Below are 26,214 nucleotides of genomic sequence, written 5' to 3' on the forward strand. Positions count from 1 at the left end.
TTTTTAGGGAAGGCTACAGTAGGTAAGCGGTATAAACAAAATCTCTAATAAAAAAAAGATAGAAAAATCTATTTAGGCGCATTCTACAAAAAAGGTAAACAGGGAGACATACAAATAAAGCTAATAAACTTTAAGTAATAATGACATTGATTCGGCAGCTTAATCAAGATCTTTTTATACCATATTTTTAAAACTGTTACTACAACTATTTATAGTCTCGGTGGTTATCGATAATTCCATGGTGAGTTGAGTACCCTAGAAACATTAATTAATATACAGCGCTCTTAAACATTAAAATTATTTACACTTTTATGATTAGCATATCCATATATCGTTAAAAACGAAAATAAAACAACAACCTACTAAATCAAAAATTTAAACCTACTCAACACGCTCCAAACCAGCGAAGTCGATAATTCGAATGTATTTCCCAACCGATTCGATTAAACCTTCTTTTTTAAATTGAGAAAGAACGCGAATAGCCGATTCTGTAGCGGTTCCTACAATACCTGCATAGTCTTCTCGAGACAGGAGAATACTTAAGGTGTCATCTGGATTGGTTCCAAAATTCTCATGAATATACAGTAAAGTTTCAGCCAAACGTTGACGAACTGATTTTTGAGCCATGTTCACGATAATATCATCAGAATCACGTAAATCGTGCGCCATGTCTTTTAATACCTCGAATGAAAACTTCGGGTTTTTCTGTAAATCGGCAATAATTTCACTCTTAGGTATGAAGCATACTTCCATATCATTCAAGGCCGTAGCTTGTAAATTAGAACTTTCTTCGCTAATTAGCGAACGCTGCCCCAATAACTGTCCCTTAACCACCATTTTTACAATTTGATCTTTGCCGTTTTCACTAAGTTTCGATAACTTACAAATACCATCTTTTATACAGTAAACACCGTTTAAAACTTCGCCTTCTTCAAAAATTACTTCGCCTTTTTTTATAGAATGTGATGTTTTGCACGCAGATATACGCACCAACTCATCTTTTGTTAATGCTTTTAAAGAGTTAAACTGTTTAATTATACACTGTTCGCACTTGCCCATACTTATAAATTTGTATTTTGTAAAAGTAATTAAATCATGACAATTATCATATGCTGTAAATTGTTGAATTTTCATTTTTGTTAATAAGAATTAATGAACGAACTTTCTATGGAACATAAAACGTGTTTCCACTGTGGATTAGATGCTACCGAAGCTGATATCACATTTGACGAAAAACCCTTTTGCTGCAACGGTTGTAAAACCGTTTACGAGATTTTCTCTGAAAATGATTTAACGTCATACTACGATTTACAACAGGCTCCCGGAGCAACACCTAAAGACGTTGAAGGCAAATACAATTTCCTAGACAATGCTAAAATTGTAGAAAATCTACTCGAATTTAACGATGATAATACTCAAATTGTAAGTCTATACATACCCCACATTCACTGTAGCTCATGCATATGGGTTTTAGAAAACTTGCACAAGCTTAATCCTGCTGTATCATCGTCCATGGTGAATTTCGGAAAGAAAACGGCTCGTATTACTTATAATGCTCACGAACTATCATTAAAAAACTTAGTTCAGCTACTAAGTCGTATAGGTTATGAACCATTTATTAGCTTAGACGATTATTCAGTTGGCAAAAAAAATGTAGATCGCTCGCTAATATACAAACTTGGAGTAGCAGGGTTTGCCTTTGGAAACATCATGTTTTTATCTTTTCCGGAATATTTTCAAGTAGAAGAATTTTGGCTCGAACAGTTCAAACACCTTTTTAGATGGTTGATGTTTGCATTTTCATTACCCGTTGTTTTCTATTCGGCACAGGATTATTTTATTTCAGCTTACAAAGGGTTAAAATCACGAATTTTAAATATTGATGTCCCTATAGCTCTCGGTGCAGCTGTCCTTTTTATTAGAAGTACTGCTGAGATTATTTTAGATATTGGCACGGGCTTTTTTGATAGCCTTGCGGGACTTATCTTTTTTCTCCTTCTCGGCAAGTTTTTTCAGCAAAAAACATATAGCTTTTTATCGTTTGAACGCGATTATAAATCCTATTTCCCTATCGGAATAACAAAAATATCTGCTGATGGCGATGAATCATCTATTCAGGTTTACGATATTGAAAAAGGCGATCGTTTACTAATTAGAAACGAAGAACTCATTCCTGTTGATAGCATTTTAATAAAAGGAAAAGCACGAATTGATTATAGTTTTGTAACCGGTGAATCTGAAGCCGTATCAAAAAAATCGGGCGACAAACTTTACGCTGGCGGCAAACAAGTAGAAGGTAGCATCGAAATTGAAGTTTTAAAAAGTGTAGAACAGAGCTATTTAACACAGTTATGGAGTAACGATGTGTTTAACAAAAACAAAGAGGATGCTTTTACCACATTAACCAACGCGATAAGCAAACGGTTTACCGTAGCGATTTTAAGCATTGCATTTCTAGCCACGAGCTATTGGCTTTTCACCGACTCGTCCAAAGCCTTAAATGTGTTTACAGCCGTACTTATTATTGCTTGTCCTTGTGCTATTGCCCTAGCTGCCCCTTTCACATTAGGCAATATGCTTCGTATTTTCGGACGCCAAAAGTTTTATGCAAAAAACGCATCGGTTATTGAACAATTAGCCAATATAAACACCATTATTTTTGATAAAACAGGCACCATAACAGCCAATAAAGAAACCGCCATTTCCTATGAAGGTTCACAGCTTTCTAATGCCGAGGAAGATTTCTTAAAAAGTACTTTACGGAATTCCAACCACCCCTTAAGCCGTTCGTTATATACCTTATTAAAGGAGAACAATATTGTACCTATAGAAAATTATGAAGAACATATAGGGAAAGGCATTGAAGCCCAATACAATGAGAGTTTTATGAAAATTGGCTCGGCACCCTTTGTTGGTTTACAGTCGGATGTCAAAAATTTAAATACCGAAGTTCACGTAAGCACCAATAACACCTACAAAGGCAAGTTTACCTTCTATAATCGCTACCGCAAAGGGCTTTCAAAGCTCTTCAATCAGCTTAAAGCGACATATGATTTGGTGATATTATCTGGAGACAACGCCGGAGAACAAGAAAATCTCACCAAATTACTTCCTGCTAAAACCAAATTGCTTTTTAACCAGAAACCAGAAGACAAACTGGAGTACATTAAACATCATCAAAATTCGGGCGCAAAGGTTTTAATGGTAGGCGACGGATTAAATGATGCTGGTGCTTTAGCACAGAGTGATGTAGGTATTGCCATTTCAGAAAATGTGAATGTATTCTCTCCAGCTTGTGATGCTATTTTAGATGCGTCAAATTTTAATAGCCTATATTATTTCATAAAAGCATCAAAATCAGCTATAACCATTATAAAATGGAGTTTTCTTCTATCTTTAGTATATAATTCCATAGGCCTTTATTTTGCGGTTACCGGACAATTAGCACCAGTGATAGCCGCTATTTTGATGCCATTAAGTTCAATAAGCATAGTTGTATTTACGACAATTAGTACTAACTTAGTAGGAAAAAAAATTCAACAGAAGGTTGAAAAAACATGATAAATGTCATATTTTAGGATGGCATTTAAAAATATTTTTGATTTCTAAACTTTAATCGAGCACGCCTAAATGAGTGTTATTTATATTCTACTAGCAATCAGTATCCTAGTTGCCATAAGCTTCTTCATCGCATTTGTTGTTGCCGTAAAAAGCGGTCAGTACGACGACAGCTATACCCCTTCAGTGCGCATGCTCTTTGAAGATGAACTTGTAAAAGAAAAACCAAAAAAAATAAGCACTAACCAAAAGACTAATTCTTAACTATGGAAATGCAACAGTTTCATTACGATAACAAAATCGTTACTAAATTTATCTACGCTACAATAGTTTTCGGTGTAGTTGGCATGGCAGTAGGTTTACTACTTGCCTTTTTGTTTTTATTCCCTAATCTAACCGACGGTATTTCATGGTTAAGTTTTGGGCGATTAAGACCTCTACACACCAATGCAGTTATTTTTGCCTTTGTGGGTAATGCCATGTTTGCAGGTATTTATTATTCACTTCAGCGTTTATTAAAAGCGCGTATGGCCAGTGATTTACTTAGTAATATTAATTTCTGGGGCTGGCAGCTTATTATCGTTGCTGCTGCGATATCACTGCCTTTAGGCTACACATCATCTAAGGAATATGCCGAATTGGAATGGCCTATCGATATTGCCATAGCAGTCATTTGGGTGGTTTTTGGTATCAATATGATCTGGACCATTTTAAAACGTAGACAGCGTCATTTATATGTAGCCATTTGGTTTTATATTGCCACATTCGTAACCGTTGCTGTGCTTCATATATTTAATAATATTGAGTTACCGGTTAGCGCTATGAAAAGTTACTCAGTTTATGCCGGAGTTCAAGATGCCTTAGTACAATGGTGGTACGGCCACAATGCGGTAGCATTCTTTTTAACGACGCCGTTTTTAGGATTAATGTATTACTTTGTTCCTAAAGCGGCTAATAGACCTGTATACTCTTACAGACTTTCTATTGTTCACTTTTGGTCTTTAATCTTTATCTATATCTGGGCAGGGCCTCACCACTTATTATATACCGCTTTACCTGAATGGGCTCAAAATTTAGGTGTTGCCTTTTCGGTAATGTTACTTATGCCTTCTTGGGGTGGTATGATAAACGGACTTCTAACCCTTCGTGGTGCTTGGGATAAGGTACGTACCGATCCTGTTTTAAAATTTATGGTAGTCGCCATAACAGGTTATGGTATGGCCACCTTTGAAGGTCCGATGCTATCATTAAAAAATGTAAACGCCGTGGCCCACTTTACCGATTGGATTATTGCCCACGTTCACGTAGGTGCACTAGCATGGAACGGTTTCATGGCTTTTGGTATTATTTACTACCTCATCCCACGATTATTTAAAACGAAACTTTATTCTTTAGCTCTTGCAAATCTTCATTTTTGGTTAGGAACTTTAGGTATTATCATGTATGCCTTACCGTTATATGTTGCTGGATTTACACAGTATTCTATGTGGCAACAATTTAACCCTGATGGCACTTTAGTTTACGGAAACTTCTTAGAAACCGTTACCGAAATTATGCCAATGTACTGGATGCGTGCCATTGGTGGTAGTTTATACATTATAGGCATGTTTGTTTTGGTTTACAATATTATTGTAACCATTAAGCAAGGAACGCCTGTTGAGGATGAATTGGCCCAAGCTCCTGCTTTAGAAAAAGTAACCAACAAAAGAACAGCTAATGAAGGATGGCACACATGGTTAGAGCGTAGACCAATTCAACTTACCATTTTAGCCACCGTAGCTATTTTAATTGGAGGTATCATTCAAATTGTACCTACGATTATGGTGAAATCAAATATTCCTACCATTGCCAGCGTAAAACCTTATACACCTTTAGAACTAGAAGGTCGTGATATCTATATTAGAGAAGGTTGTGTGAGCTGTCACTCTCAAATGATTCGTCCGTTTAGACACGAAGTAGAGCGTTACGGTGAATACTCTAAAGCGGGTGAATATGTTTACGATCACCCATTCCTATGGGGAAGTAAACGTACTGGACCGGATTTACATCGTATTGGTCAAAAGTACTCCGACAACTGGCACTTTAACCATATGTACGACCCACAAAGTACATCTTCGGGTTCTATCATGCCACGTTACCCTTGGTTAATTACTGGTGAAAGCAGCCGATTAGACAAATCGATGACTGAGACTAAAATGAAAGCCATGGTGTCTCTAGGGGTACCTTACACCGAAGAAGAGATTGCCAATGCGCAACAACACATGAATGAACAAGGTGCTCAAATTGAAAAGAATTTATATTCCGATCCTGACTTTGTAACAGCCTATGAAGCTGATAAAAAATCGGCCGCCCAAAACGGAGAAGATTTTATAGAAATGAAAGACAGAGAAATTGTTGCTATGATTGCTTATTTACAGCGATTAGGAACCGACATTAAAGTGGAAACCACACAACAATAATGATCTAAAACAAGCAACCATGTTAAAATATATAAAAAACCATATGGAGAGTATTGCCGGTATAGAAATATACCCAATCATCTCTTTATTAATCTTTTTCATCTTTTTTGTAGCCTTATTTTGGTGGGTTATTACCGCTAAAAAAGATTACATTAATAGAGTGAGTAATTTACCTTTAGACAACCACCAAAACGACGACATATTATGAGAAATTTAGTACCATCTTGGATTCGAGTTCCACTCCTATTTTTTATCGTAGCTGGAACTGTTGAATTCTTTGTAGATTCTGGAAATCAGCCGGCCTTTATTAAATACCCAGCCGTTTTAATGTTCTTACTTCTGGTGTTGTTTATATTAATTTCCATTGAAGGTATTGTGGGCTCGCTAGAGAATGTCATGTTTCAAAAACTGGATCCTGAAGCAAAGGCGCGTTTTATTGCCGACAAAGAAAAAGCATCACAGTTTCCATGGTTAAAGAAAACCTACCTGAAACTATTAGGTTCAAAACCTTTAGAGAAAGAAGATGAAATTATTTTAGACCATAGTTACGATGGCATTAAAGAATTAGATAATGATTTACCACCATGGTGGAAATATGCCTTCTACATATCTATTGTTTTTGCTGTTATTTACCTTTTAAGATACGAAGTGTTTAGTGGCCCATCACAAATTGAAGAATTTGACACTGAATTGGCTGAAGCTAAAGTCGCGATTGAAGCTTATAAGAAAACAGCCAAAGGTTTGGTTGATGTAAATACCGTAACCGTACTTACTGAAACAGCCGATTTAGCCGCAGGTAAAACCATTTTTGAAACCAACTGTGTGGCCTGTCATATGGCCGATGGCGGCGGTGGTATTGGTCCGAATTTAACCGATAATCACTGGATTCTAGGTGGCGATATTAAAAGCATTTTCCATACCGTTTCTGAAGGTGGTCGTGCAGGAAAAGGGATGATTGCTTGGAAAGCACAATTAAAACCTTTAGAAATTGCACAGGTAGCCAGTTATGTACTAACATTTCAAGGTACGACACCGGCAAATCCTAAAGCACCTGAAGGCGATATTATTGTAGACCATACAGCTGAAGCCGTAGAAGCAGTAACAGATACCACTGAAACAACAGCATCAGAAGTGAAAGCTGATAGCATCGCTTTACCCGATGCTACACCAGCTGATATGCCTACGGAATAAACGCATTGATTGTAAAAATTAAATTGACCTCTTGAGTTATCAAACCAGGAGGTCTTAAATACTAAAACCTTGGAAACCCCAGACAACGAAACATTTAGAGATTCAATTGGAACGGTAACCAAAGAAGGTAAACGTGCTTGGGTATTTCCTAAAAAACCAAACGGAAAATTTTACAAATACCGTAAGTACGTCAGTTATGTATTATTGATATTTTTACTGGTTTCGCCTTTTATAAAAGTAAACGGCAATCAGTTTTTAATGTTCAATGTTTTAGAACGCCGCTTTAATATTTTCGGGTTTCCTTTTTGGCCTCAAGATTTTTATTTGTTTGTAATTTCCATGCTTATCGGGGTCATCTTCATTGCCCTCTTTACCGTGGCTTTTGGTAGGATTTTTTGCGGATGGATTTGTCCGCAAACCATTTTCATGGAAATGGTATTTCGTCGTATAGAATTTTGGATTGAAGGCGATCGCGGAAAACAAATGCGCTTGGCCAAGCAACCTTGGAATGCCGAAAAAATAAGAAAGAAGGGATTAAAACTTATCATTTTTTTAGCCATCTCGTTTATTATCGCTAATGTTTTTCTTGCTTATCTTATTGGTAGCGATAAGCTTTTAAGCTATATCAAATCAGGCCCAACCGACCATCTAAGCACACTGGTTTCGTTAATTATTTTTACCGCTGTATTTTATTTTGTTTTTGCTTGGTTTAGAGAGCAAGTCTGTATTATAGCTTGCCCCTACGGCAGATTGCAAGGCACCCTTTTAGATAACAAATCTATAGTTGTAGCTTACGACCATAAACGTGGTGAAGCTGAAAATGGCAGAAAAAAATTCAAGAAAAATGAAGATCGCGAAGCCCTAGGTTTTGGCGATTGTATTGATTGCAAGCAGTGTGTAAACGTGTGCCCTACTGGTATTGATATTCGAAATGGCACCCAATTAGAATGTGTTAATTGTACGGCATGTATTGACGAATGCGATCATATCATGGAAAGCGTCAATTTACCAAAAGGACTTATTCGATATGCTAGTGAAGAAGAAATAGAAAATAAAGCGACCTTTAAGCTAACACCAAGAATGAAAGGCTACGCGGCCGTTTTAGTCATATTAGTAGGCTTACTTACAGGCATGTTGTTCTTAAGAAACGATATTGAAGCCAATGTTTTAAGGCTACCAGGACAACTTTACGAACATAAAGACAACAACATCATTAGTAATGTGTTCACTTATAAACTCGTGAATAAAACTACACACGATTTTAATAACGTCACGCTAAAACTGATGTCACATAAGGGTACTTTAAAAATCGTAGCGACTAGCGACACCCTTTTTGTGCCAAGCCAAGGTCTTGCGGAAGGCACTTTATTTGTTGAGATTAACAATAATGACTTATCAGGAGATCGCAATAAAATTGAAATTGGCGTTTATAAAGACAACGATTTAATTGAAACGACTACAGCAAACTTTTTAGGACCAAGAAGCTTTAAGTAGGATAACTAAGAAGGAATTAAACACAGGTTCTCGTTCTCACGAGAAAAAAAAAACAAAGAACAGCGATGAAAATAAATTGGGGAACAGGCATTGTATTAGCATTCATAGGATTCATTTCCTTTATCATGTACTTTATCGTGACTATGAATGTGAACAAAGATTTTGAACACGAATTGGTCACAGAAGATTATTATGGTGTCGAATTAGCCTATCAGAATGATATCGATAAGCTAAACAACGCGAATACACTTTCAGAAAATATTAGCTACACAAAAACCAAAGAAGGTCTGCTTATTACTTTTCCAAAAGACCTTAATTATAAAAATATAACAGGCAAAGTCATCCTATACAGACCTTCAAATAAAAAATTAGATTTTGAAGAACCCATTGCCTTAAAAGATTCCAAAATGTTTATAGTAAATGAACGCTTAATTGACGGACGTTGGAACCTGAGGATAGACTGGAACTACAACGGTACTTCATACTTGTTTAAAGAAGCCGTACATTTTTAATATGCTTGCTTCAGCATTCATATTAGGGTTATTAGGAAGTTTTCACTGTGTGGGCATGTGTGGCCCCATTGCTTTTATGCTACCCGTTGACCATAACAATTCCTTAAAAAAAGTATCTCAAATCTTTATTTATCATGTTGGTCGTCTGCTCTCTTATGCTATAATCGGACTCATTTTCGGTTTCATTGGGAAGCAATTCTACCTTTTTGGATTTCAGCAACAGCTATCTATTGTTATTGGAATCCTTATGATATTAATTGCTATAATTCCTCAAAAAACACTTAATAGCTACTCCATTTCAAAACCTATTTATAGAATTATTTCAAAAGTAAAATCATCGTTAGGCAAGGCCTTTAAAAAGAAAACCTACGACACCTTTTTAACCATCGGTTTTTTGAATGGTTTTTTGCCTTGCGGATTAGTTTACGTCGCTGTTTTTGCCGCTATAGCCAGCGGAAATACCGCTTCAGGAAGTTTGTACATGGCTGTATTTGGATTAGGTACCATTCCGTTAATGACTACGGCTATATATTTCAGTCAGTTTTTAAAAGGAAAAGCCAGACAACGCATTCAAAATTTAATACCCGTTTTCATAGTCATTATAGGTCTTCTATTTATCATTCGAGGCCTCGGATTAGGTATACCTTACCTCTCTCCCAGCCCTATACACGATCATGTTTCGAGTGAAATTGAATGTCATTGATTCAATCATATTCATTTAGCATATCATATTTAATTTTGAAGATAGATTAAATCTATGTTAAGGCAATCACTTTTAATAGTAATACTATTATATTTGCAACCAAAATATACAAGCATGTATAGTTTACTATCAAATGTAAAAATTTCTGTACCTGAAAAAATCTATGTGAAAGACCCTGAGTCATCAGATTTAGGTAAACGCATCATCCAAGAAAGTATTTTATTAATACATGACATTGGCTTTGAAGCTTTCACTTTTAAAAAACTAGGATCTAAAATAGGATCTAATGAAAGTTCGGTATACAGATATTTTGAAAACAAACATAAATTACTGCTATACCTTTCATCTTGGTACTGGGCTTGGATTGAGTACCAGATTGTATTAGAAACGCATAGTATTCAAGATAATAAAGAAAAATTAATCAAAGCCATTGAGGTTTTATGTCGTACTATTGAAGAAGACTCTAATTTTTCACATATTAATGAGGTGGTTTTAAACGCCATTATCATCAACGAAAATTCAAAGTCATTTTTAACCAAAGCTGTTGACGCACAAAATAAAGAAGGTTATTTCAACATTTACAAACGTGTTGTAAACCGCCTAAAAGACATCATTGTAGAGAATGCACCTATTTATAAATACCCTGCCTCTTTAGCTAGTACCATTATAGAAGGCAGTTTACATCAGCATTATTTAAAAGATCATTTTTGGTCTATTACCGATTGTAAAGAAAATGTATCACCTGCATCTTTTTTTAAAAACCTAACCCTTAACGTTTTAAACTTACACGAATGAATCAACCCGAAATAACGCCGTGGCAGCGCCTTTTAGGCTTGTTAGAATTAGATAAAAAAGAAATCTTCCAAGTTTTTTATTACGCCATTTTCTCGGGAATCATTTCCTTAACGCTTCCCTTGGGAATCCAAGCGATTATCAACCTCATTCAAGGGGCTCAAGTGAGTACATCTTGGATCGTCCTTATCGTTTTAGTAACTTTAGGTGTGGCATTTGATGGTGGTTTAAAACTCATGCAACTTCGTATTATTGAAACCATACAACAACGTATTTTTACGCGTACTTCATTCGAGTTAAGTTTTAGGTTTCCAAAAATTAAAATGTCAGAATTACGAAATAACTATCCACCAGAATTGGCCAATCGTTTTTTTGACACCTTAACCATTCAAAAAAGTTTATCTAAAATACTTATTGATGTACCTTCGGCGGTACTTCAAATTATTTTTGCGCTTATTTTACTTTCGTTTTACCACGCATTCTTTATCATATTTGGACTATTATTACTACTTCTTATTTTCATAGTATTCAAATTTACCGCTAAAAAGGGTTTAGACACCAGTTTATATGAGTCCAAATACAAGTATAAAGTAGCGCACTGGATACAGGAAATTGCTAGATCTGTTATTAGTTTTAAACTATCTGGAAGCACTAATTTAGGAGTTACTAAAAATGATAATTTAGTTGACGATTACCTTAATGCTAGAGAAAGTCATTTTAAAATTTTAATGCTTCAATTTATTCAAATGGTAAGTTTTAAGGTGATTGTAACTGCCAGCTTACTGCTTATTGGAGGTGCGTTAGTACTTAATCAGGAGATGAATATTGGACAGTTTGTCGCTGCAGAAATCATTATTCTACTTATCATTGCTTCGGTAGAAAAACTAATTATTGGGTTAGAATCCTTTTATGACACCCTAACTTCTTTAGAAAAAATAGGTCAAATAGCTGATAAGGATATCGAAAACCAAACTGGTGAAACACCAACATTTAAAAACGGTATTCATATTGAATTAGACAACGTTTCGTATAATGTTTCCGACCGAGAAAAACATATTTTACACGATATTTCATTAAAAATAAACCCAGATAGCCGTATTCTTATTAGAGGAGAAAGTGGTTCTGGTAAATCAACTTTACTTCGTTTAATTTCGGGTGTTATTGAACCTACCTCAGGAAATATCTATGTTAATGATATGGCGATTCAAAGTTTACAACTAAATTTCTATCGATCGAAGTTAGGATTATCACTTTCCGATGAAACACCGTTTGAAGGTACTATCAAGGAAAACTTAACATTTGGAAACCCATCAATAACCGATGAAGACATCCATGAGGTATTAAATACCGTAGGATTAAAATCTTTTTTAAAGGAACAACCCGAAGGACTTAACACCATATTATACCCCGACGGCAAACAAATGTCCTTTACCATTTCTAAAAAAATAGTACTTGCTAGAGCCATTTTAAAGAAACCACATGTACTCATTCTAGAAGATGCATTAGATCGCTTTAACATGGAGGAAACCACAGAGATCATTAGTTATTTAACCGACAAAAAACGTCCGTGGGCCCTGGTTGTAGTTGGACATAATAAACGTTGGATTGGCCAATGTGACGAGGTAGTTATTCTAGAAAAAGGTAAAATTCAAAAATAAGCGAGGTTTATGTTAAATATTTCAAACAACAAATTAAATAGTTCGATAGACCTAAACAAGTTTAAATCTGGTAAAAAGGTGATGAATAAAACCTATTTCAAGTATTTTAATAGGTTTTTACTGGGTGCAGCCATCATTTTTTTCATCGTGCTTTTTTTACCATGGACACAAAACATCACCGGACAAGGAGTGGTTACTACTTTAAAGCCTAACCAGCGTCCGCAACACATCATGTCGCAAATTCCAGGACGTATTGAAGCCTGGTATGTTCAAGAAGGTGACCTCGTTAATGCAGGTGATACGATTTTACGTATCTCTGAGGTTAAAAGTGAATATTTTGATGATCAACTTGTATCACGAACTCAGGATCAAATAGATGCTAAAAGCGCATCGGCAAAAGCATACCTCAATAAAATTGATGCTTTAAACCGCCAAATAGTGGCTTTACGAAATGAACAACGTCTTAAGTTACAACAAACAGAAAACAAATTGATACAAGCCGAACTAAAGGTTAAAAGCGACAGTATCGATTTGGAGGCTTCAAAAACAAATTTAACCATTGCCGAACGCCAGCATGAGCGAACATTGACTTTACAAGAAGAAGGTTTAAAGGCGATGAAAGATGTGGAAGAAAAACGTTTAAAACTTCAAGAAACTCAAGCTAAGTTAATCGCTCAAGAGAATAAGTTTATTGCAAGTAAAAATGAAGTTCTCAATGCACAAATTGAGTTATCACGTGTTAATGCGACCTTTTCCGATAAAATCTCAAAGGCACAAAGTGATATGCACACGGCGCAATCTAACAGCTTTGAAAACGACGTGCAAGTCTCTAAACTTGAAAACAGCTATAGTAATTACAAGAAACGTAGCAGTTTACTTTACGTTACTGCGCCACAAAAAGGCTACATAAACAAGGTGATTACCGATGGTATTGGTACGACTTTTAAAGAGGGTGCCGAGTTGGTTGGTATCATGCCTGCTGACTACCAATTAGCCGTTGAAACCTATGTAGAACCAATAAACCTGCCGCTACTACATATAGGAGAAAAAGCCCGTGTTCAATTTGATGGGTGGCCTGCGATTGTTTTTAGTGGATGGCCTAATGTGTCATACGGTACCTACGGCGCCCAAGTAATCGCAATTGAGCAATTTATTAGTCCGAATGGAAAGTATAGAATTCTCCTTGTTCCCGATGAAAGCGAGCATCCATGGCCTGATGCAATTCGCGTTGGTTCTGGTGCAAGAACGATGGCACTTTTACAAGATGTGCCTATTTGGTTTGAAATTTGGCGTCAAATTAATAGTTTCCCTCCAAACTACTACCAACCTCAAAGTGGGAGCAAAAAAGATAAAAAATGAAACGTATCATATTAAGTTTAATATTAATAGCTACTTGTAATTTATACGCACAAGATAGCTTATCGACCATTAGTTTGGCTGAATACTTAGGGTATGTTAAATCGTTTCACCCCATTGTAAAACAGGCCAATCTAATTTTAACTGAAAGTGAAGCGAAGCTTTTAAAATCGAGAGGCGCTTTCGATCCAAAATTGGGTGTGGATTATGGAAGAAAAAAGTTTAAAGGCACCGAATATTACGATAAGCTTAATGCCAGTTTTAAAATACCAACATGGTATGGTATAGAACTTAAAGGAAACTTTGAAGAAAACACAGGTCAGTATCTTAACCCAGAATCGAACGTACCTATCGACGGACTCTATAGTGCTGGGGTTTCTGTCTCTCTTGCTAAAGGCCTCCTGATTAATGAACGCATGGCCACTTTAAAGCAAGCCAAATTATTTGTTAACCAAGCCAAAGCAGATCGTACCCTTTTAGTTAACGATATTGTATTTCAAGCCTCTGTAAGCTATTTCGAATGGCTAAAAAGCTATAATGAAAAGCGTATTTATGAAAACTTTTTAGACAATGCTCAAGAGCGATTAGATGGTATTAAAACAAGCTTTGAAGTTGGCGAAAGACCGGCCATTGACACTGTAGAAGCACGTATCACCCTAAATACGAGAAGATTAAACTTAGAAAAAGCCAGAATAAAATACATTAAAGCGACTCTAGAACTGTCTAATTATTTATGGCTAAATGAAAATACGCCTATTGAATTAAAGGATAATATTATTCCAGATATTAGCACCATCGATCACATTGATGAGATTTTCAAAACCAGTGATTTAAATATTGAAAGCATCAATTTAGAAGAACACCCGAAGATGCTATCACTTCAAAATAAATATAAAAGTTTAGAAGTTGAAAAAAGGCTTAAAACAAACAACCTATTACCTAAAATAGATTTACAATACAACTTTTTGTCACAAACGCCAGATCAAATAAATACATTTAATACAGCTAATTATAAAAGCTATGTTAATGTGAGTTTTCCTTTATTTCTAAGAAAAGAACGTGGTGATTTACAATTGGCTAAAATGAAGCTTCAAAACACCAATCTAGATATTAGTGCGACACGAGTAACGCTTCAAAATAAAATTAATGCGGTAAATCAGGAAATTGAATCGTATGACATTCAAACCATGCATACTTCAGAGATTATTTCCGATTATAAAATCATGCTTAATGCCGAAGAACGAAAATTTTCATTAGGTGAAAGCTCTTTGTTTTTAGTGAACTCCCGAGAATCTAAATTGATTGATGCCGAATTAAAAGGCGTGTCTATCGAATACGATTTATTACAAACTAAGGCTAGACTTTCTAATATTTTAGCCTCTGAAATAGACTAAAACAGGATAATATCAATTTAGCTTAGAGTTTTTTCTTCTGTCGTTTCTCATTCTTTCGAAATGACAAATGCAAAAAAAAGAAAAAGGCTTTCCGTCAAAAGCCTCTTTCCAAGGTAGTCCAGTAGTTATTAGATTGTTAGATCGTCATAGAAAACAACTGGGTGTGCGGCTTATTTCTTTGTAATAACACATCAAAAGCCATACAAATATTACGGACAAATGGTTGACCTTTTTGCGTGACTTCAACACTATTTTTTGTTCTTATAAGCAATCCATCCTGTTCCATTTCTTCTAATTTAATAAGCATATCTGGCAAGTCATCAAAGTACAAATGCGTTGCTGTCCATGAGGTTTTAAAACGACACATTAAATTGAGTATATGCTGACGTACCACTAAATCTTCTTCATTTAAAATATGACCACGGTAAACCGGAATAGTGTCACTGTCAAGTAATTTATAGTACGCTTCAATAGACTTCACATTCTGTGCAAAACCAAACCAACTATCACTTATAGCGGATACGCCCAAACCAATCATAGCCAAAGTTTTGGAATCGGAATACCCCATGAAATTCCGATGTAAATCACCAGAAATCATGGATTTGTATAGACTATCTGATTTCAATGCGAAATGATCCATGCCAATTTCTTCATAACCAACATCAGATAACAATTGCTTTCCTATTTCGTACTGTTTTCTTTTTAATTCCCCGGAAGGCACATCGGAATCTTTAAATCCGCGTTGCCCATTCCCTTTTACCCATGGCACATGTGCATAACTATAAAAAGCCAAGCGATCTGGTAAAAGCGATTTGGTTTTTAAAATCGTTTCTTTAACATGTTCCAAACTCTGAAAAGGTAAACCATAAATAATATCATGACTCACCGAGGTGTAACCTATTGCTCTGGCCTGTTCGGTAACACGTTTTACATTTTCAAAAGGTTGAATGCGGTGAATCGCTTTTTGAACCGTGTCATTATAATCCTGAACCCCATAACTTACACGTCTAAAGCCTACATCGTATAGGGCTTGTAAATGTTCCTTGGTGGTATTATTAGGGTGACCTTCAAAGCTAAATTCATAATTTTCGGCAACAATTGCATGCTCCAAAATACCATTTATGAGCGTTTTTAAGTTTTGCGGACTGAAAAACGTGGGTGTACCGCCTCCAAGATGAAGCGCTTTAATAACAGGTTTTTCATCAAACATATTTAAATACAGTTGCCATTCCTTTAAAACCGCATTGATGTATGGAGATTCTACACTATGTTGCTTCGTAATGCGCTTATTACAACCACAAAAGGTGCATAAACTTTCGCAAAATGGCAGGTGAATGTAGAGACTAATTCCTTCTTCGGAGTTACTAGAACTAAAGGCCTTGTGCAAAGATTTTTTCCAATCGTTTAACGAGAAAGACGTATTATCCCAGTAAGGTACCGTTGGGTAACTCGTGTATCGTGGCCCTGGAATGTTATATTTATTTACTAAAGCGTTTGACATACCCAAAAATACCTCAATTCGCGATTGTAAAATATGACATTTGTCATAACTGTTATTGGGATATTCTTTAATAATCACTAACTTTCGGAGAAATAAAAACATTTTAAAATGAAAAAAATAAGCTTATTTTTTATTGCTATAGCGCTTAGTTTAACAGCTTGTAAACAAGAGAAAAAGGAATCAAAAACAGAAACTGCTACTGAAGTGGCATCCACTGCAAAATTTGTGGTAAAACCAGAAGCTACTTCTGTAAAATTTACCGCTTACAAAACCACCGATAAAGTTGGGGTTGGCGGAGAATTTACCTCTGTTAAGTTTGAAGAGCAATCGGGAGACACACCAGAAGAAGCTTTAAACAACTTGAATTTTTCAATTCCAGTAAGTAGTTTATTTACTAATGATCCAACAAACACGCGCGATGCCAAAATTAAAGCAGCGTTTTTTGGAGCGATGTTAGATACCGAATTAATTTCAGGAACGCTAAAGTTTGTAAATGGCTCTGCTATTGCTACTGTTAAAATGAATGGCGAAACACAAAACTTACCTATGGATGTTACCATTACAGACGAAAGACGCGTAACACTAACGGGTGTTATGAATCTTGCCGAATGGAACGCACTAGAGGCTTTAGCTTCATTAAACAAAGCTTGTGAAGCTTTACATACCGGAGCTGATGGTGTTAGTAAAACTTGGGAAGATGTTGCTATTGAAGTGAGTACATTTCTTCGTGAAAACTAGTTCAATTAACGCTCATATTTATAAAATGAATTAATCCTGTCATATTGAGCTTGTCGAAATATTTATACTATAAAAATTAGCAAAAGCTTCGACAAGCTCAGCCTGACAAATAAAATTTAAATCTCCATACAAACAATTTAACTATTAAGCATTGTAAACATCCTTCCATATATGGATTTAGACATTCTTGTTGAAAATTTTAAGAAAAAAGATGAGAAAGCTTTTGAGGCTTTATATAATATGTATAAAGACAGTATGCTAGGTGTTATCTACAATATAGTAAGGGATCATGATATTGCTGAAGAAGTGATGCAGGATGTTTTTATAAAAGCCTGGCATAAATCGGATACCTATTCTAGTCAAAAAGGGCGGTTTTTCACATGGATTTTAAACATTTCAAGAAACGCCGCCATTGATAAAACACGCTCCAAAAACTTTAAAAATTCCAAACAAAACCTAGATTCTAATTTTTTCGTAGATATACTTGAAACCAGTGAAAATTTAAATGATTCAACGGATGCCATTGGTATCTCTCAATATGTGGGTAAGCTTGCTAAAAAGTGTATTGAAGTTATAGAACTTCTCTATTTTAAAGGCTATACCCAAAATGAAGCGTCCGAAACCCTTGATATGCCTATTGGCACAATAAAAACACGAAATAGAAATTGTATTAAGGAACTTAGAAACATGGTTTTAAATTGATTATGGATATTAATGCATACATAGAATCCGGAATTTTAGAGCTATATGTAGCTGGAACCCTTTCTGAAAAAGAAAATCAAGAGGTTTATGCGCTTATGCAAAAACATCCTGAAATTCGTCAAGAAGTTTTAAATATTGAAGCCGCTATTGTTAAACTTACGGCAGCGACTTCACAAGGAAGTAATAACTTGAGTTATCAAAATATTAAACAAAAACTAGGTTTTGATGATTCTGAAACCCAAGTTATTCCTATTAGCAAACCAAAAAACAACTGGATTAGTTATTCTGGCTGGGCAGCAGCGCTTGTGTTGGGTGTTGGTTTACTATGGCTTATCAACCAGAATAATCAATTAAAATCTAGTATTCAAACCGCTGAAACACAGCAATCATTATTAGAAACTCAAATTGAAAATTCTAAAAATAATTTAGAAGAAGCCCATACGTTAATCTCTGTTTTACGTGATGATAATATTGCCAGAATTCCACTAAACGGACAAGGGAATTTTTCTAACACGTACGCCAAAGTATATTGGGATAAAAATGAGAATCGTATCTTTTTAGATGCTCAAGGCTTACCTGAACCTCCTGAAGGCAAAGTTTACCAGGTTTGGTCCTTAAAAATGAGTCCGCTAACCCCAACAAGTTTAGGTACTATTGACAGCTTTAAAACAGACGACAATAAGATTTTTGAAATAGAAAACAGCCACGAAAGTGAAGCGTTTGGTATTACTTTAGAACCTGCTGGCGGAAGCAAAACGCCAACCATGGAACAACTATATACCCTTGGTGTTGTTAATGCCACTTAATATCTTTTTGTAGTTTCCATTTAGGAAATAGGAATAAAAATTCTGTTTAAAACAGGATGAACCACTAAAGTAGTGTTTGCCTACTAAGTATCCTATTTTACTGAATAAGATACACCTAAGCGAAACCAAAAAATAGGATACGCCCTGTTCTTACGATCTCTGGATTGCCCCCTTGAACCTTATAATTTAATTGTTGAAGGAACCGAATTGAACATCCAGCAATGAAAATAGAAAATAAAATAAAGTCTATTTCACTGCGAGAATCAAGCTTCATTCATAAACAATCGGCGAATAGCAAAAGTACTTATAATCGTTTTTAAATCTTATTCAAAAAAAGTGATCTATGGACATTAACAACTTACTAAAACAACAGCAAGCTTTTTTTAATGCCAATAGCACTAAAAATATCGCCTTTAGAATTGAGCAGCTCAAAAAAATAGAATCCCTTTTACGCTCCAACGAAGCCTTACTTTACGAAGCCATTTATGAAGATTTCGGCAAATCGGAATTTGAAACCTATGCCACAGAACTAGCTCTCGTTTATCATGAACTAGCAAATTTCATTAAGAATATTGGTAAATGGAGTAAAAAACAAAACGTCTCCACTGGTTTTGTAAACTGGCCAGGAAGAAGCTACGTTATTCCCGAACCTTTAGGTAACGTATTAGTTATAGGTGCCTGGAATTACCCTTATCAATTATCATTATTACCCGCCATAACAGCCTTGGCAGCAGGAAACACGGTTATTTTAAAGCCAAGTGAACTTCCTAAGAAAACCTCGGAAGTGATGGCCAATCTCATTAACAATAATTTTCCAAGTAATTATTTTTGCGTCGTTGAAGGTGGTGTAGAAGAAACCACGGCATTACTAAAACACCGCTTTGATAAAATTTTCTTTACAGGAAGTACTACTGTTGGAAAAATAATTTATAAAGCTGCTGCTGAAAATTTAACGCCTGTAACACTCGAACTGGGAGGCAAAAGCCCCACGTTTGTGATGGCCGATGCCGATATAAAAATGACTGCTAAACGTATGGTTTGGGCCAAATTTTTAAATGCCGGACAAACCTGTGTGGCTCCAGATTATGTTTTGGTAGAAAAAGCGATTGAAGCTGAACTTCTTGAAGCTATAAAAACTGAAATTACCGAACACTATAACAGTGATTCAATCGAGGACAATTATTTACAAATTATAAATACGGCTAATTATGAACGCCTTGTTAAACTTCTGAATACCGATAACATTTATTTCGGCGGACAAACCAATAGTGAAAACAGGTTTATTAGTCCGAGTATTTTACACCAAGTCACCTTTGAAGACGAAGTGATGCAAGATGAGATATTTGGCCCCATTTTACCCGTTATCGCATTCACAAATCTGGATGATGCCATAAAAAAAGTTAAGGAACGCCCGAAGCCTTTATCTTGTTATATCTATTCAAAAAACAAGAAAACCATTAATAAAATACTTCATGAAGTCTCATTTGGTGGCGGTGCCATTAATGATAGTCTCATGCATTTATCAAACAGTCATTTACCATTTGGAGGAGTTGGTTTAAGTGGTATAGGAGCTTATCATGGAAAAACTGGTTTCGATACTTTTACGCATCAAAAAAGCATTTTACAAAAACCCTTTTGGCTAGAGCCCAATTTAAAATATGCGCCCTACTCCGATTTTAAATTGAAAATTATTAAATGGCTTATGGGATAAATACTTAACTTTAAAAAATCTGAAAAGCCAACCACAATCATAAAAAACACCATGAATTACATCATAAACCCTTTAGTAAAAGTCTTTGATTTTAACGGAAAAGCGACTTTAAAAGAGTTTTGGCTGTTCTTTTTATTTTACTTGATTTCTGGTTTCATCGCTGTTATTCTGTCAGCCGAATTTCATATTGAAGCGTTAAAAACCACCTACCGATATCTCATTCTTATTCCTTTAACTAGTTTAGGTTTTAGGCGATTAAATGATGCTGGTTTTAATAAGTGGTTGTTTTTAGTTCCGTTTGTAAACTTAATTTTAGCTGGAATTAACCGAAACAACTAAACGGTATCGTATAACTTTCAGTTTCGGTTATATTAGGTTTTATTTTTGGTTTATCACAAGCCTTAGCAATTCCGAATGGATTCGGACGTAGTCGAATCTGCCGTAATTGCGGTTATACATTGTTGAAAAACGTTTTTTTTATTTTATTCGAACAAATTTTCCAGAATGAGAAATTACGTGCAAATTCACGCGCATGGTAAAGTCAATCGTATCTTTTTTGCAATCAGTAATTACATAATATGGTTTTCCGTTTGACATTAATGCTTTTTGAAATTCCGTTAGCGAGTCAGTTTGTTTTTCAATTGATTTAAGTCGAAAAGAATTCTCTCCGAATGTTTCAATCGTGTATTTCCGATTCGAGTCAGAATTTATTTCCGTCAAATTTTGTCCATTTATTACAAATTCAAATTTTGGATAATCCGTAAACTTTTTGTCATAAACAACTTTATATTTTCCGTTTTCTAATAGGCAATTATTATTCGCGCATTTAAATCCGAAACTTACCAAAATCAGTATGTAGAGTATTTTTTTCAAATGTTTTACAACAAAGAGGTATCGTTATTTAACTTCATAACATCATTCACTTCAGCAAAACCGTATTCTTAACCATCACTATTTTAGCATCTTGAAGAAAAGCTTGTTCTTCTTCTAAAAATTGATTGATTTTCTCTTCGGAGTCCATGATTTCAATAAGATGTGGATGTTTATGATGTTTGATTTCATGTTTCCCCCAATGCACACTTTGGTCGTTTAAATAACCTTTATTCACATTTAGGTGTAAAACCTGTTGCAGTCTGAAATTTTTAGCTCGTTTCATCAATTCTTCCGAAAAATCGGCACCAAAATGACGCTTCCAAAACGAACTATTCCTCATTTTTTGTCCGTATTCAAAATAAATTCGAAGTGTGGTTAATGTCTTCATTTTTTAGTCCGTTTATTTTTTATTTCAGATAAATGCAAGCCTTTTTCCTTTATAAAGACGTTATTCTTAGGGCTTCCAATAATTTGAGAAGCATATACCCCCGAGTGTCCCGAAAACAGATAGGCTGTAGAACAAGCTAAGGCGATAAAAACACCAGATTCAATACCAAAAAGCTCAATACCCATAACAGTACAGGCAATAGGTGTATTGGTGGCTCCGGCAAAAACTGCCACAAACCCCATACCCGCGAGTAACCCCATAGGTAAAGGTATAAACCAAATTAAAACATTCCCTAAAGTTGCTCCAATAAAAAACAAAGGTGTGACTTCGCCACCTTTAAATCCGGCGCCAAGCGTAAAGGATGTAAAAAGTAATTTTAAGAGAAAATCGTAGGAATTCAAGTCTACGTTAAAGGCATCAACGATGGTGGGAATCCCCAAACCAATGTATTTTGTGGTTCCCATAAGGTAGATCGTAATCGCTAATATAACCCCACCTACAACAGGTCGTAATGGCGGATATTTAATAAACTTACCAAAAAGATGTCCCCAAAAATGTGTTGATTTGGAAAACAGCATCGCCACTAATCCGAAAATAATCCCAGCCAACAAACACCAAAGTAAATTTACTGGGGTCATTTCGGCAACTTCGTTAATGTTATAATGTGTGTGAGACACGTTCCAAATTTCACAAAAATAGTTTGAAAAAACGGCTGCCATAAAACTAGGAATAATGGCATCTAAGCGAATACGCCCTAAAACCAGTACTTCTAAAGCAAAAATTCCGCCTGCTAAAGGCGTTCCAAAAACCGAAGCAAAACCAGCACTAATTCCCGCAATTAAAACGATTTTTCTATCGCGGCTAGAAAGTTTTAAAACTTTAGTAAATCGATCGGCAATAGCCCCACCAATTTGCACCGCGGTCCCCTCTCGCCCAGCCGATCCACCAAACAAATGGGTTAAAATGGTCCCGAAAAGCACCAAAGGCGCCATCCGAAAAGGAATGATTTTTTTAGGCGAATGAAATTCTTCAAGCAACAAATTATTGCCCTTCACGACGCTATTGCCATAAAGGTGGTAGGACAAGCCAATAATAAATCCTCCAAGAGGTAAAAACCAAATAATCCATTGGTGCGATTCCCTATAATCGGTGGCCCAATTTAAACTTATTAGAAAAAAGGCAGAAACACCCCCTACAATAACGCCTAAAACCAGACAGATTAACACCCACTTCATGAGGTACAACAAAGATGGAATTTGCTCTACGGACAACAAAAAATCTTTGATTTCATTTTTTTCCATATAGATTATATGATCGACTTATTTATTTTAACATGCTGTAAAACAACCATTAAAATCATCTAACAGATTCGTTACATGTAAAACGTATGGCTTACTTGTAAGACAAATATAGGCTAAATAAATATTTTCGCTGAACACTAAAATTAGGCTGCTATTCTATTTTAAAATAAAGAACCTTACATTCGAATTAAATTGTTTAGCTTAATTTTGGCTATAATAGGATATCACAATGAACAACCAAAACTTCTTTCTTAATCAAAACGAACCAAACAAAGCCTGCTTAATCGCCATGCGCGATATCGTACTAAATTTTGATAAAGACATAACAGAAACTACAAAATACGGCATGCCTTGTTATTGCTATAGAGGCAAAATGTTCTGTTATATTTGGACTGATAAAAAAACTTCAGAACCATATTATTTGGTCGTTGAGGGGAAACGTATTGATCATCCGGAATTAGAAACCGGAAGTCGTTCTCGCATGAAAATATTACGAATAAATCCGAACAAAGATCTCCCCATAAACACCATAAAAGACATTATGACTATAGCTTTAGATTTATACAAAAATGGTATTATAAAAATTAAGTAGAAACTATATTTCGCTTAGAAAGATTAAAGACCACTTCTCTGTAAGAATCAAGACTTGATTATCAATAAATGATAAAAGAGCATCATATTTACTAAAAACTATAAAATCTTATTCAAAAAAAAAGTGCTCAACACTTTTCAGCATTGAACACTTTTCCACCTAACAAAAACCCTAAAAACAAACACAATAATTAAGGTTTAGTAATATTTTTATTTTAACAGAATCCCGTTTTCACGGAAATGGAATTAAAAACGATATGTTACAGTGCCTTTAGCATAAAATGGTGTTCCTGGTGTGAAATGAATTTCGGTAACCGACTGTGGTTCATTTTGAAGTCTAGATTCTGTAGCAAACTGTGTTTCATTCCAGTCAACATCAAAAAGATTCTCTATTGCAACACCTAAGGAAACTTTACCAATCGTATAATTCAGGTTAAAATCGGTTACAAAATAGCCTTCAGCTACAATACTATTATCTTCATTAGCTGGTCTATCATCAATAAATCGGTATCGAATGGCGCCAGAAAACCCTTTCCAGTTATTTAGCGCAAGCCCTCCTGTAAGCGTAAAGCTAGGTGCTAAAGGAATATAATCTTCTCCTTTAGGTTCATCAATACTTCTGGCTTTTGTTAGCGTGGCATCGGTATCGAAAAATAAAAAGTCATTGAACTGGTAACGCAAACCAAAATCCAAACCGTAGCGCTCTGTTCTTCCGCTAGGCTCCACAATTCCAGCATCTCCAACATACACAAATTCTTGCTCTAAAAATAAATACCACAGCGCCGTATTTAATACAAATTTAGAAGTAGGCTTCCAAATATGCCCCACATCAACGCCATAAGCTCTTGGTAAGATATCTTCAACTTGATTGCTTAACACCACTCTGCTGTCGTTTGAATGAAAACCTAATCCCGATTTCACGTATAACTGTAAATTATCTTTCGCTGCGTAGAAAAAATTAAGCTTTGGTGACGCTATGGTTTTTGTATCAGCAAGCGTTTGGTAATTTGTTTGAAGTTCATCATTATACATAAACTTAAAGTAATCGAATCGTAAAGCAGGAGCTATAGTTAGTTTACCAAACTCGAAATCGGCATTTACAAAAGCGCTAATATTGGTTTGATTGATATCGCCCAGTTGGATATATTTCAATGTAGTCGTTCGGTTTAAGGTATGAGACAACTCGGTATCGTTAGTAATATCTTGTCTCAAAGCAAAGCCCGATTCAAGTTTAACATCGGTATCACCTAGACGGGTATCATGATTTAAAGCTGCATTAAATCCGAAGACATCCCTGTTCTCCACTTGCTTAATTTGATCACCATTGATAGGATCTTCAAGAAAAAAAGTAAAGTTAGAATATAGTTCAAAAGCATTTCTTAAGTAGAACGCGTTCGTTTTTAACAGACTGTTATCTGAAAGTTGTTTGCTATATTCAACATTGATATTGGTACGTTGTGTATTTCCGCCTTCGGTATCGTCTATAGCGCCAAAACGGGTGATGTTACCATTATCAACTTCACGCTGTGGAATTTGTCCAGAAGCATCCCAACGGCTTGTGAAATGAGAAACGGTTAACGATAATTTATCGTTTTCAGGCGAAAACATCACGTACTTTCCAAAAACATTAAGGCGGTTAAAATTTTGAGGAGACTCAAAAGGGCCATCTGTTGCTAAATATTCTACCGCCATGTAAGCATTTTGATTTTTGGTACCCTCCATCAAATCGAACATTCCTAAGGTTCTTAAGGAGTTGAATTGCCCAACCGATAAGGTTACCGAGCTGTCCCCTAAATAATCTTTAGTTGAAAAATCGATATAACCCGCGGTATCAAAATCACCTTTATCACCGTAATACGGTCCTTTGCCAAAATCTACTCCTTTTACGGTTTCTGGAATTAAAAAATGTAAATCGCTGTAACCTTGTCCGTGTGCATGTGACACCATATTTACCGGCATTCCATCGACTGAAATAGCCACATCGGTACCATGATCGATATCAAACCCTCTTAAAAATATTTGTTCTGCCTTTCCACCGCCGGCATGCTGACCAATTATTAACCCTGGAACTTTACGCAAAATCTCTTGTGATGAATTTACAGGATTGATATTCAAATCTAACCGAGCTATGGTATTTAATGGATTTAATTCCTCTCGGATAACCAATTCCTCCAATTGAAACAATTTTTCTTTTAAAACTATCTGTAATTTGGCATCAAAGGAAGCAGGTGCTAAAACTAAAATCTGATTTTGATAGCCTAATAATCCAAATTTAATAGAGTCGCCAACCTTCGTGTTTTCTAAGATAAAACTACCTGTTTCAGAAGAATGCGCATGACTTTTAGAATTCAAATTATAAATATAAGCGGCTTCAAGAGGCTGTTTTGATTCGTTGATAACAAAACCCTTAACTTGCTGAGCATGCAGCTTATTAAAAATTAAAATAACAACTAAAAAAACAAATGCGTTTAGGGTTTTCATACAAT

23 protein-coding genes are annotated in these 26,214 nt (G+C 35.5%); 18 read left to right on the forward strand and 5 right to left on the reverse strand.

The features are described 5' to 3' along the window. Positions 1–381: 381 nt before the first annotated feature. Positions 382–1,059 carry a Crp/Fnr family transcriptional regulator gene (locus A6I66_RS12315; RefSeq protein WP_067150142.1) on the reverse strand — a complete coding sequence of 226 codons (678 nt, stop codon included), beginning with the start codon at positions 1,057–1,059 and terminating at the stop codon, positions 382–384. Between the two features lie 108 nt (positions 1,060–1,167). Here A6I66_RS12315 and A6I66_RS12320 point away from each other — a divergent pair, with 108 nt between their 5' ends. From A6I66_RS12320 to A6I66_RS12375, 12 genes are all read left to right on the forward strand, one after another. Continuing rightward, positions 1,168–3,561, forward strand: a complete 2,394-nt coding sequence (locus tag A6I66_RS12320) for a heavy metal translocating P-type ATPase (RefSeq protein ID WP_067150145.1) — start codon at positions 1,168–1,170, stop codon at positions 3,559–3,561. A 69-nt stretch (positions 3,562–3,630) separates the two neighbouring features. After that, positions 3,631–3,822 carry a cbb3-type cytochrome oxidase assembly protein CcoS gene (ccoS, locus tag A6I66_RS12325; RefSeq protein ID WP_067149722.1) on the forward strand — a complete coding sequence of 64 codons (192 nt, stop codon included), beginning with the start codon at positions 3,631–3,633 and terminating at the stop codon, positions 3,820–3,822. 2 nt (positions 3,823–3,824) lie between these two features. Beyond that, a complete protein-coding gene (gene ccoN / locus A6I66_RS12330) occupies positions 3,825–6,017 on the forward strand; it encodes a cytochrome-c oxidase, cbb3-type subunit I (protein ID WP_067149723.1) in 2,193 nt (730 codons plus the stop codon). 19 nt (positions 6,018–6,036) lie between these two features. Beyond that, positions 6,037–6,225: a cytochrome C oxidase subunit IV gene (locus A6I66_RS12335; protein ID WP_067149724.1), complete on the forward strand. Its 189-nt coding sequence runs from the start codon at positions 6,037–6,039 to the stop codon at positions 6,223–6,225. Beyond that, complete coding sequence (locus tag A6I66_RS12340; protein ID WP_067149725.1) at positions 6,222–7,208, forward strand: cbb3-type cytochrome c oxidase N-terminal domain-containing protein; 987 nt, start codon at positions 6,222–6,224, stop codon at positions 7,206–7,208. Before A6I66_RS12335 ends, A6I66_RS12340 begins: the two co-directional genes overlap by 4 nt. Positions 7,209–7,277: 69 nt before the next feature. Next, positions 7,278–8,702, forward strand: a complete 1,425-nt coding sequence (gene ccoG, locus A6I66_RS12345; protein WP_067149726.1) for a cytochrome c oxidase accessory protein CcoG — start codon at positions 7,278–7,280, stop codon at positions 8,700–8,702. Between the two features lie 65 nt (positions 8,703–8,767). Continuing rightward, on the forward strand, positions 8,768–9,214 hold the full coding sequence (locus tag A6I66_RS12350; RefSeq protein ID WP_067149728.1) for a FixH family protein: 447 nt from the start codon (positions 8,768–8,770) through the stop codon (positions 9,212–9,214). A 1-nt stretch (position 9,215) separates the two neighbouring features. Beyond that, positions 9,216–9,917 (forward strand): sulfite exporter TauE/SafE family protein, encoded by a 702-nt coding sequence (locus tag A6I66_RS12355; protein ID WP_067149729.1) that lies wholly within the window; start codon positions 9,216–9,218, stop codon positions 9,915–9,917. Between the two features lie 114 nt (positions 9,918–10,031). Next, on the forward strand, positions 10,032–10,712 hold the full coding sequence (locus A6I66_RS12360) for a TetR/AcrR family transcriptional regulator (protein ID WP_067149730.1): 681 nt from the start codon (positions 10,032–10,034) through the stop codon (positions 10,710–10,712). Further along, positions 10,709–12,367: a peptidase domain-containing ABC transporter gene (locus A6I66_RS12365; RefSeq protein WP_067149731.1), complete on the forward strand. Its 1,659-nt coding sequence runs from the start codon at positions 10,709–10,711 to the stop codon at positions 12,365–12,367. Before A6I66_RS12360 ends, A6I66_RS12365 begins: the two co-directional genes overlap by 4 nt. 9 nt (positions 12,368–12,376) lie before the next feature. Further along, entirely contained in the window at positions 12,377–13,726 is a 1,350-nt protein-coding gene (locus A6I66_RS12370; RefSeq protein WP_067149732.1) for an HlyD family secretion protein, read from the forward strand. Next, positions 13,723–15,117: a TolC family protein gene (locus tag A6I66_RS12375; protein ID WP_084399671.1), complete on the forward strand. Its 1,395-nt coding sequence runs from the start codon at positions 13,723–13,725 to the stop codon at positions 15,115–15,117. The genes A6I66_RS12370 and A6I66_RS12375 overlap by 4 nt, the downstream gene beginning before the upstream one ends. A gap of 136 nt (positions 15,118–15,253) precedes the next feature. Here the strand turns inward: A6I66_RS12375 and hemN are convergent, their stop codons facing one another. Then, the gene (gene hemN, locus A6I66_RS12380; protein WP_067149737.1) at positions 15,254–16,618 is read right to left on the reverse strand and encodes an oxygen-independent coproporphyrinogen III oxidase; all 1,365 of its coding nucleotides are present in this window, start codon (positions 16,616–16,618) and stop codon (positions 15,254–15,256) included. 108 nt (positions 16,619–16,726) lie between these two features. Here hemN and A6I66_RS12385 point away from each other — a divergent pair, with 108 nt between their 5' ends. The 5 genes from A6I66_RS12385 to A6I66_RS12405 all read left to right on the forward strand — a co-directional run bounded on the left by A6I66_RS12385 (position 16,727) and on the right by A6I66_RS12405 (position 20,914). Then, positions 16,727–17,356, forward strand: a complete 630-nt coding sequence (locus tag A6I66_RS12385) for a YceI family protein (protein WP_067149739.1) — start codon at positions 16,727–16,729, stop codon at positions 17,354–17,356. 171 nt (positions 17,357–17,527) lie between these two features. Beyond that, positions 17,528–18,058, forward strand: coding sequence for an RNA polymerase sigma factor (locus A6I66_RS12390; RefSeq protein WP_067149741.1), 531 nt, complete (start codon positions 17,528–17,530; stop codon positions 18,056–18,058). A gap of 2 nt (positions 18,059–18,060) precedes the next feature. Then, on the forward strand, positions 18,061–18,864 hold the full coding sequence (locus tag A6I66_RS12395; protein ID WP_067149746.1) for an anti-sigma factor: 804 nt from the start codon (positions 18,061–18,063) through the stop codon (positions 18,862–18,864). A gap of 343 nt (positions 18,865–19,207) precedes the next feature. Further along, entirely contained in the window at positions 19,208–20,575 is a 1,368-nt protein-coding gene (locus A6I66_RS12400; RefSeq protein WP_067149747.1) for an aldehyde dehydrogenase, read from the forward strand. Between the two features lie 51 nt (positions 20,576–20,626). Beyond that, positions 20,627–20,914, forward strand: coding sequence for a DUF805 domain-containing protein (locus A6I66_RS12405; protein ID WP_067149748.1), 288 nt, complete (start codon positions 20,627–20,629; stop codon positions 20,912–20,914). Positions 20,915–21,494: 580 nt separating this feature from the next. On the opposite strand, the gene A6I66_RS12415 is transcribed toward A6I66_RS12405, so the two are convergent. Together A6I66_RS12415 and A6I66_RS12420 are read right to left on the reverse strand one after the other, a co-directional pair. Further along, complete coding sequence (locus A6I66_RS12415; RefSeq protein WP_067149749.1) at positions 21,495–21,836, reverse strand: DUF190 domain-containing protein; 342 nt, start codon at positions 21,834–21,836, stop codon at positions 21,495–21,497. After that, positions 21,833–23,137, reverse strand: a complete 1,305-nt coding sequence (locus A6I66_RS12420; RefSeq protein ID WP_067149750.1) for a voltage-gated chloride channel family protein — start codon at positions 23,135–23,137, stop codon at positions 21,833–21,835. The genes A6I66_RS12415 and A6I66_RS12420 overlap by 4 nt, the downstream gene beginning before the upstream one ends. A gap of 229 nt (positions 23,138–23,366) precedes the next feature. On the opposite strand from A6I66_RS12420, the gene A6I66_RS12425 reads away from it, so the two are divergent. Further along, on the forward strand, positions 23,367–23,729 hold the full coding sequence (locus tag A6I66_RS12425) for a DUF1801 domain-containing protein (RefSeq protein WP_067149752.1): 363 nt from the start codon (positions 23,367–23,369) through the stop codon (positions 23,727–23,729). 245 nt (positions 23,730–23,974) lie between these two features. On the opposite strand, the gene A6I66_RS12430 is transcribed toward A6I66_RS12425, so the two are convergent. Next, positions 23,975–26,209: a TonB-dependent receptor gene (locus A6I66_RS12430; RefSeq protein WP_067149754.1), complete on the reverse strand. Its 2,235-nt coding sequence runs from the start codon at positions 26,207–26,209 to the stop codon at positions 23,975–23,977. Between the last annotated feature and the right edge of the window lie 5 nt (positions 26,210–26,214).

Origin of the sequence: Pseudotamlana agarivorans, assembly GCF_001642835.1 — a bacterium.
Lineage (GTDB): Bacteria > Bacteroidota > Bacteroidia > Flavobacteriales > Flavobacteriaceae > Pseudotamlana > Pseudotamlana agarivorans.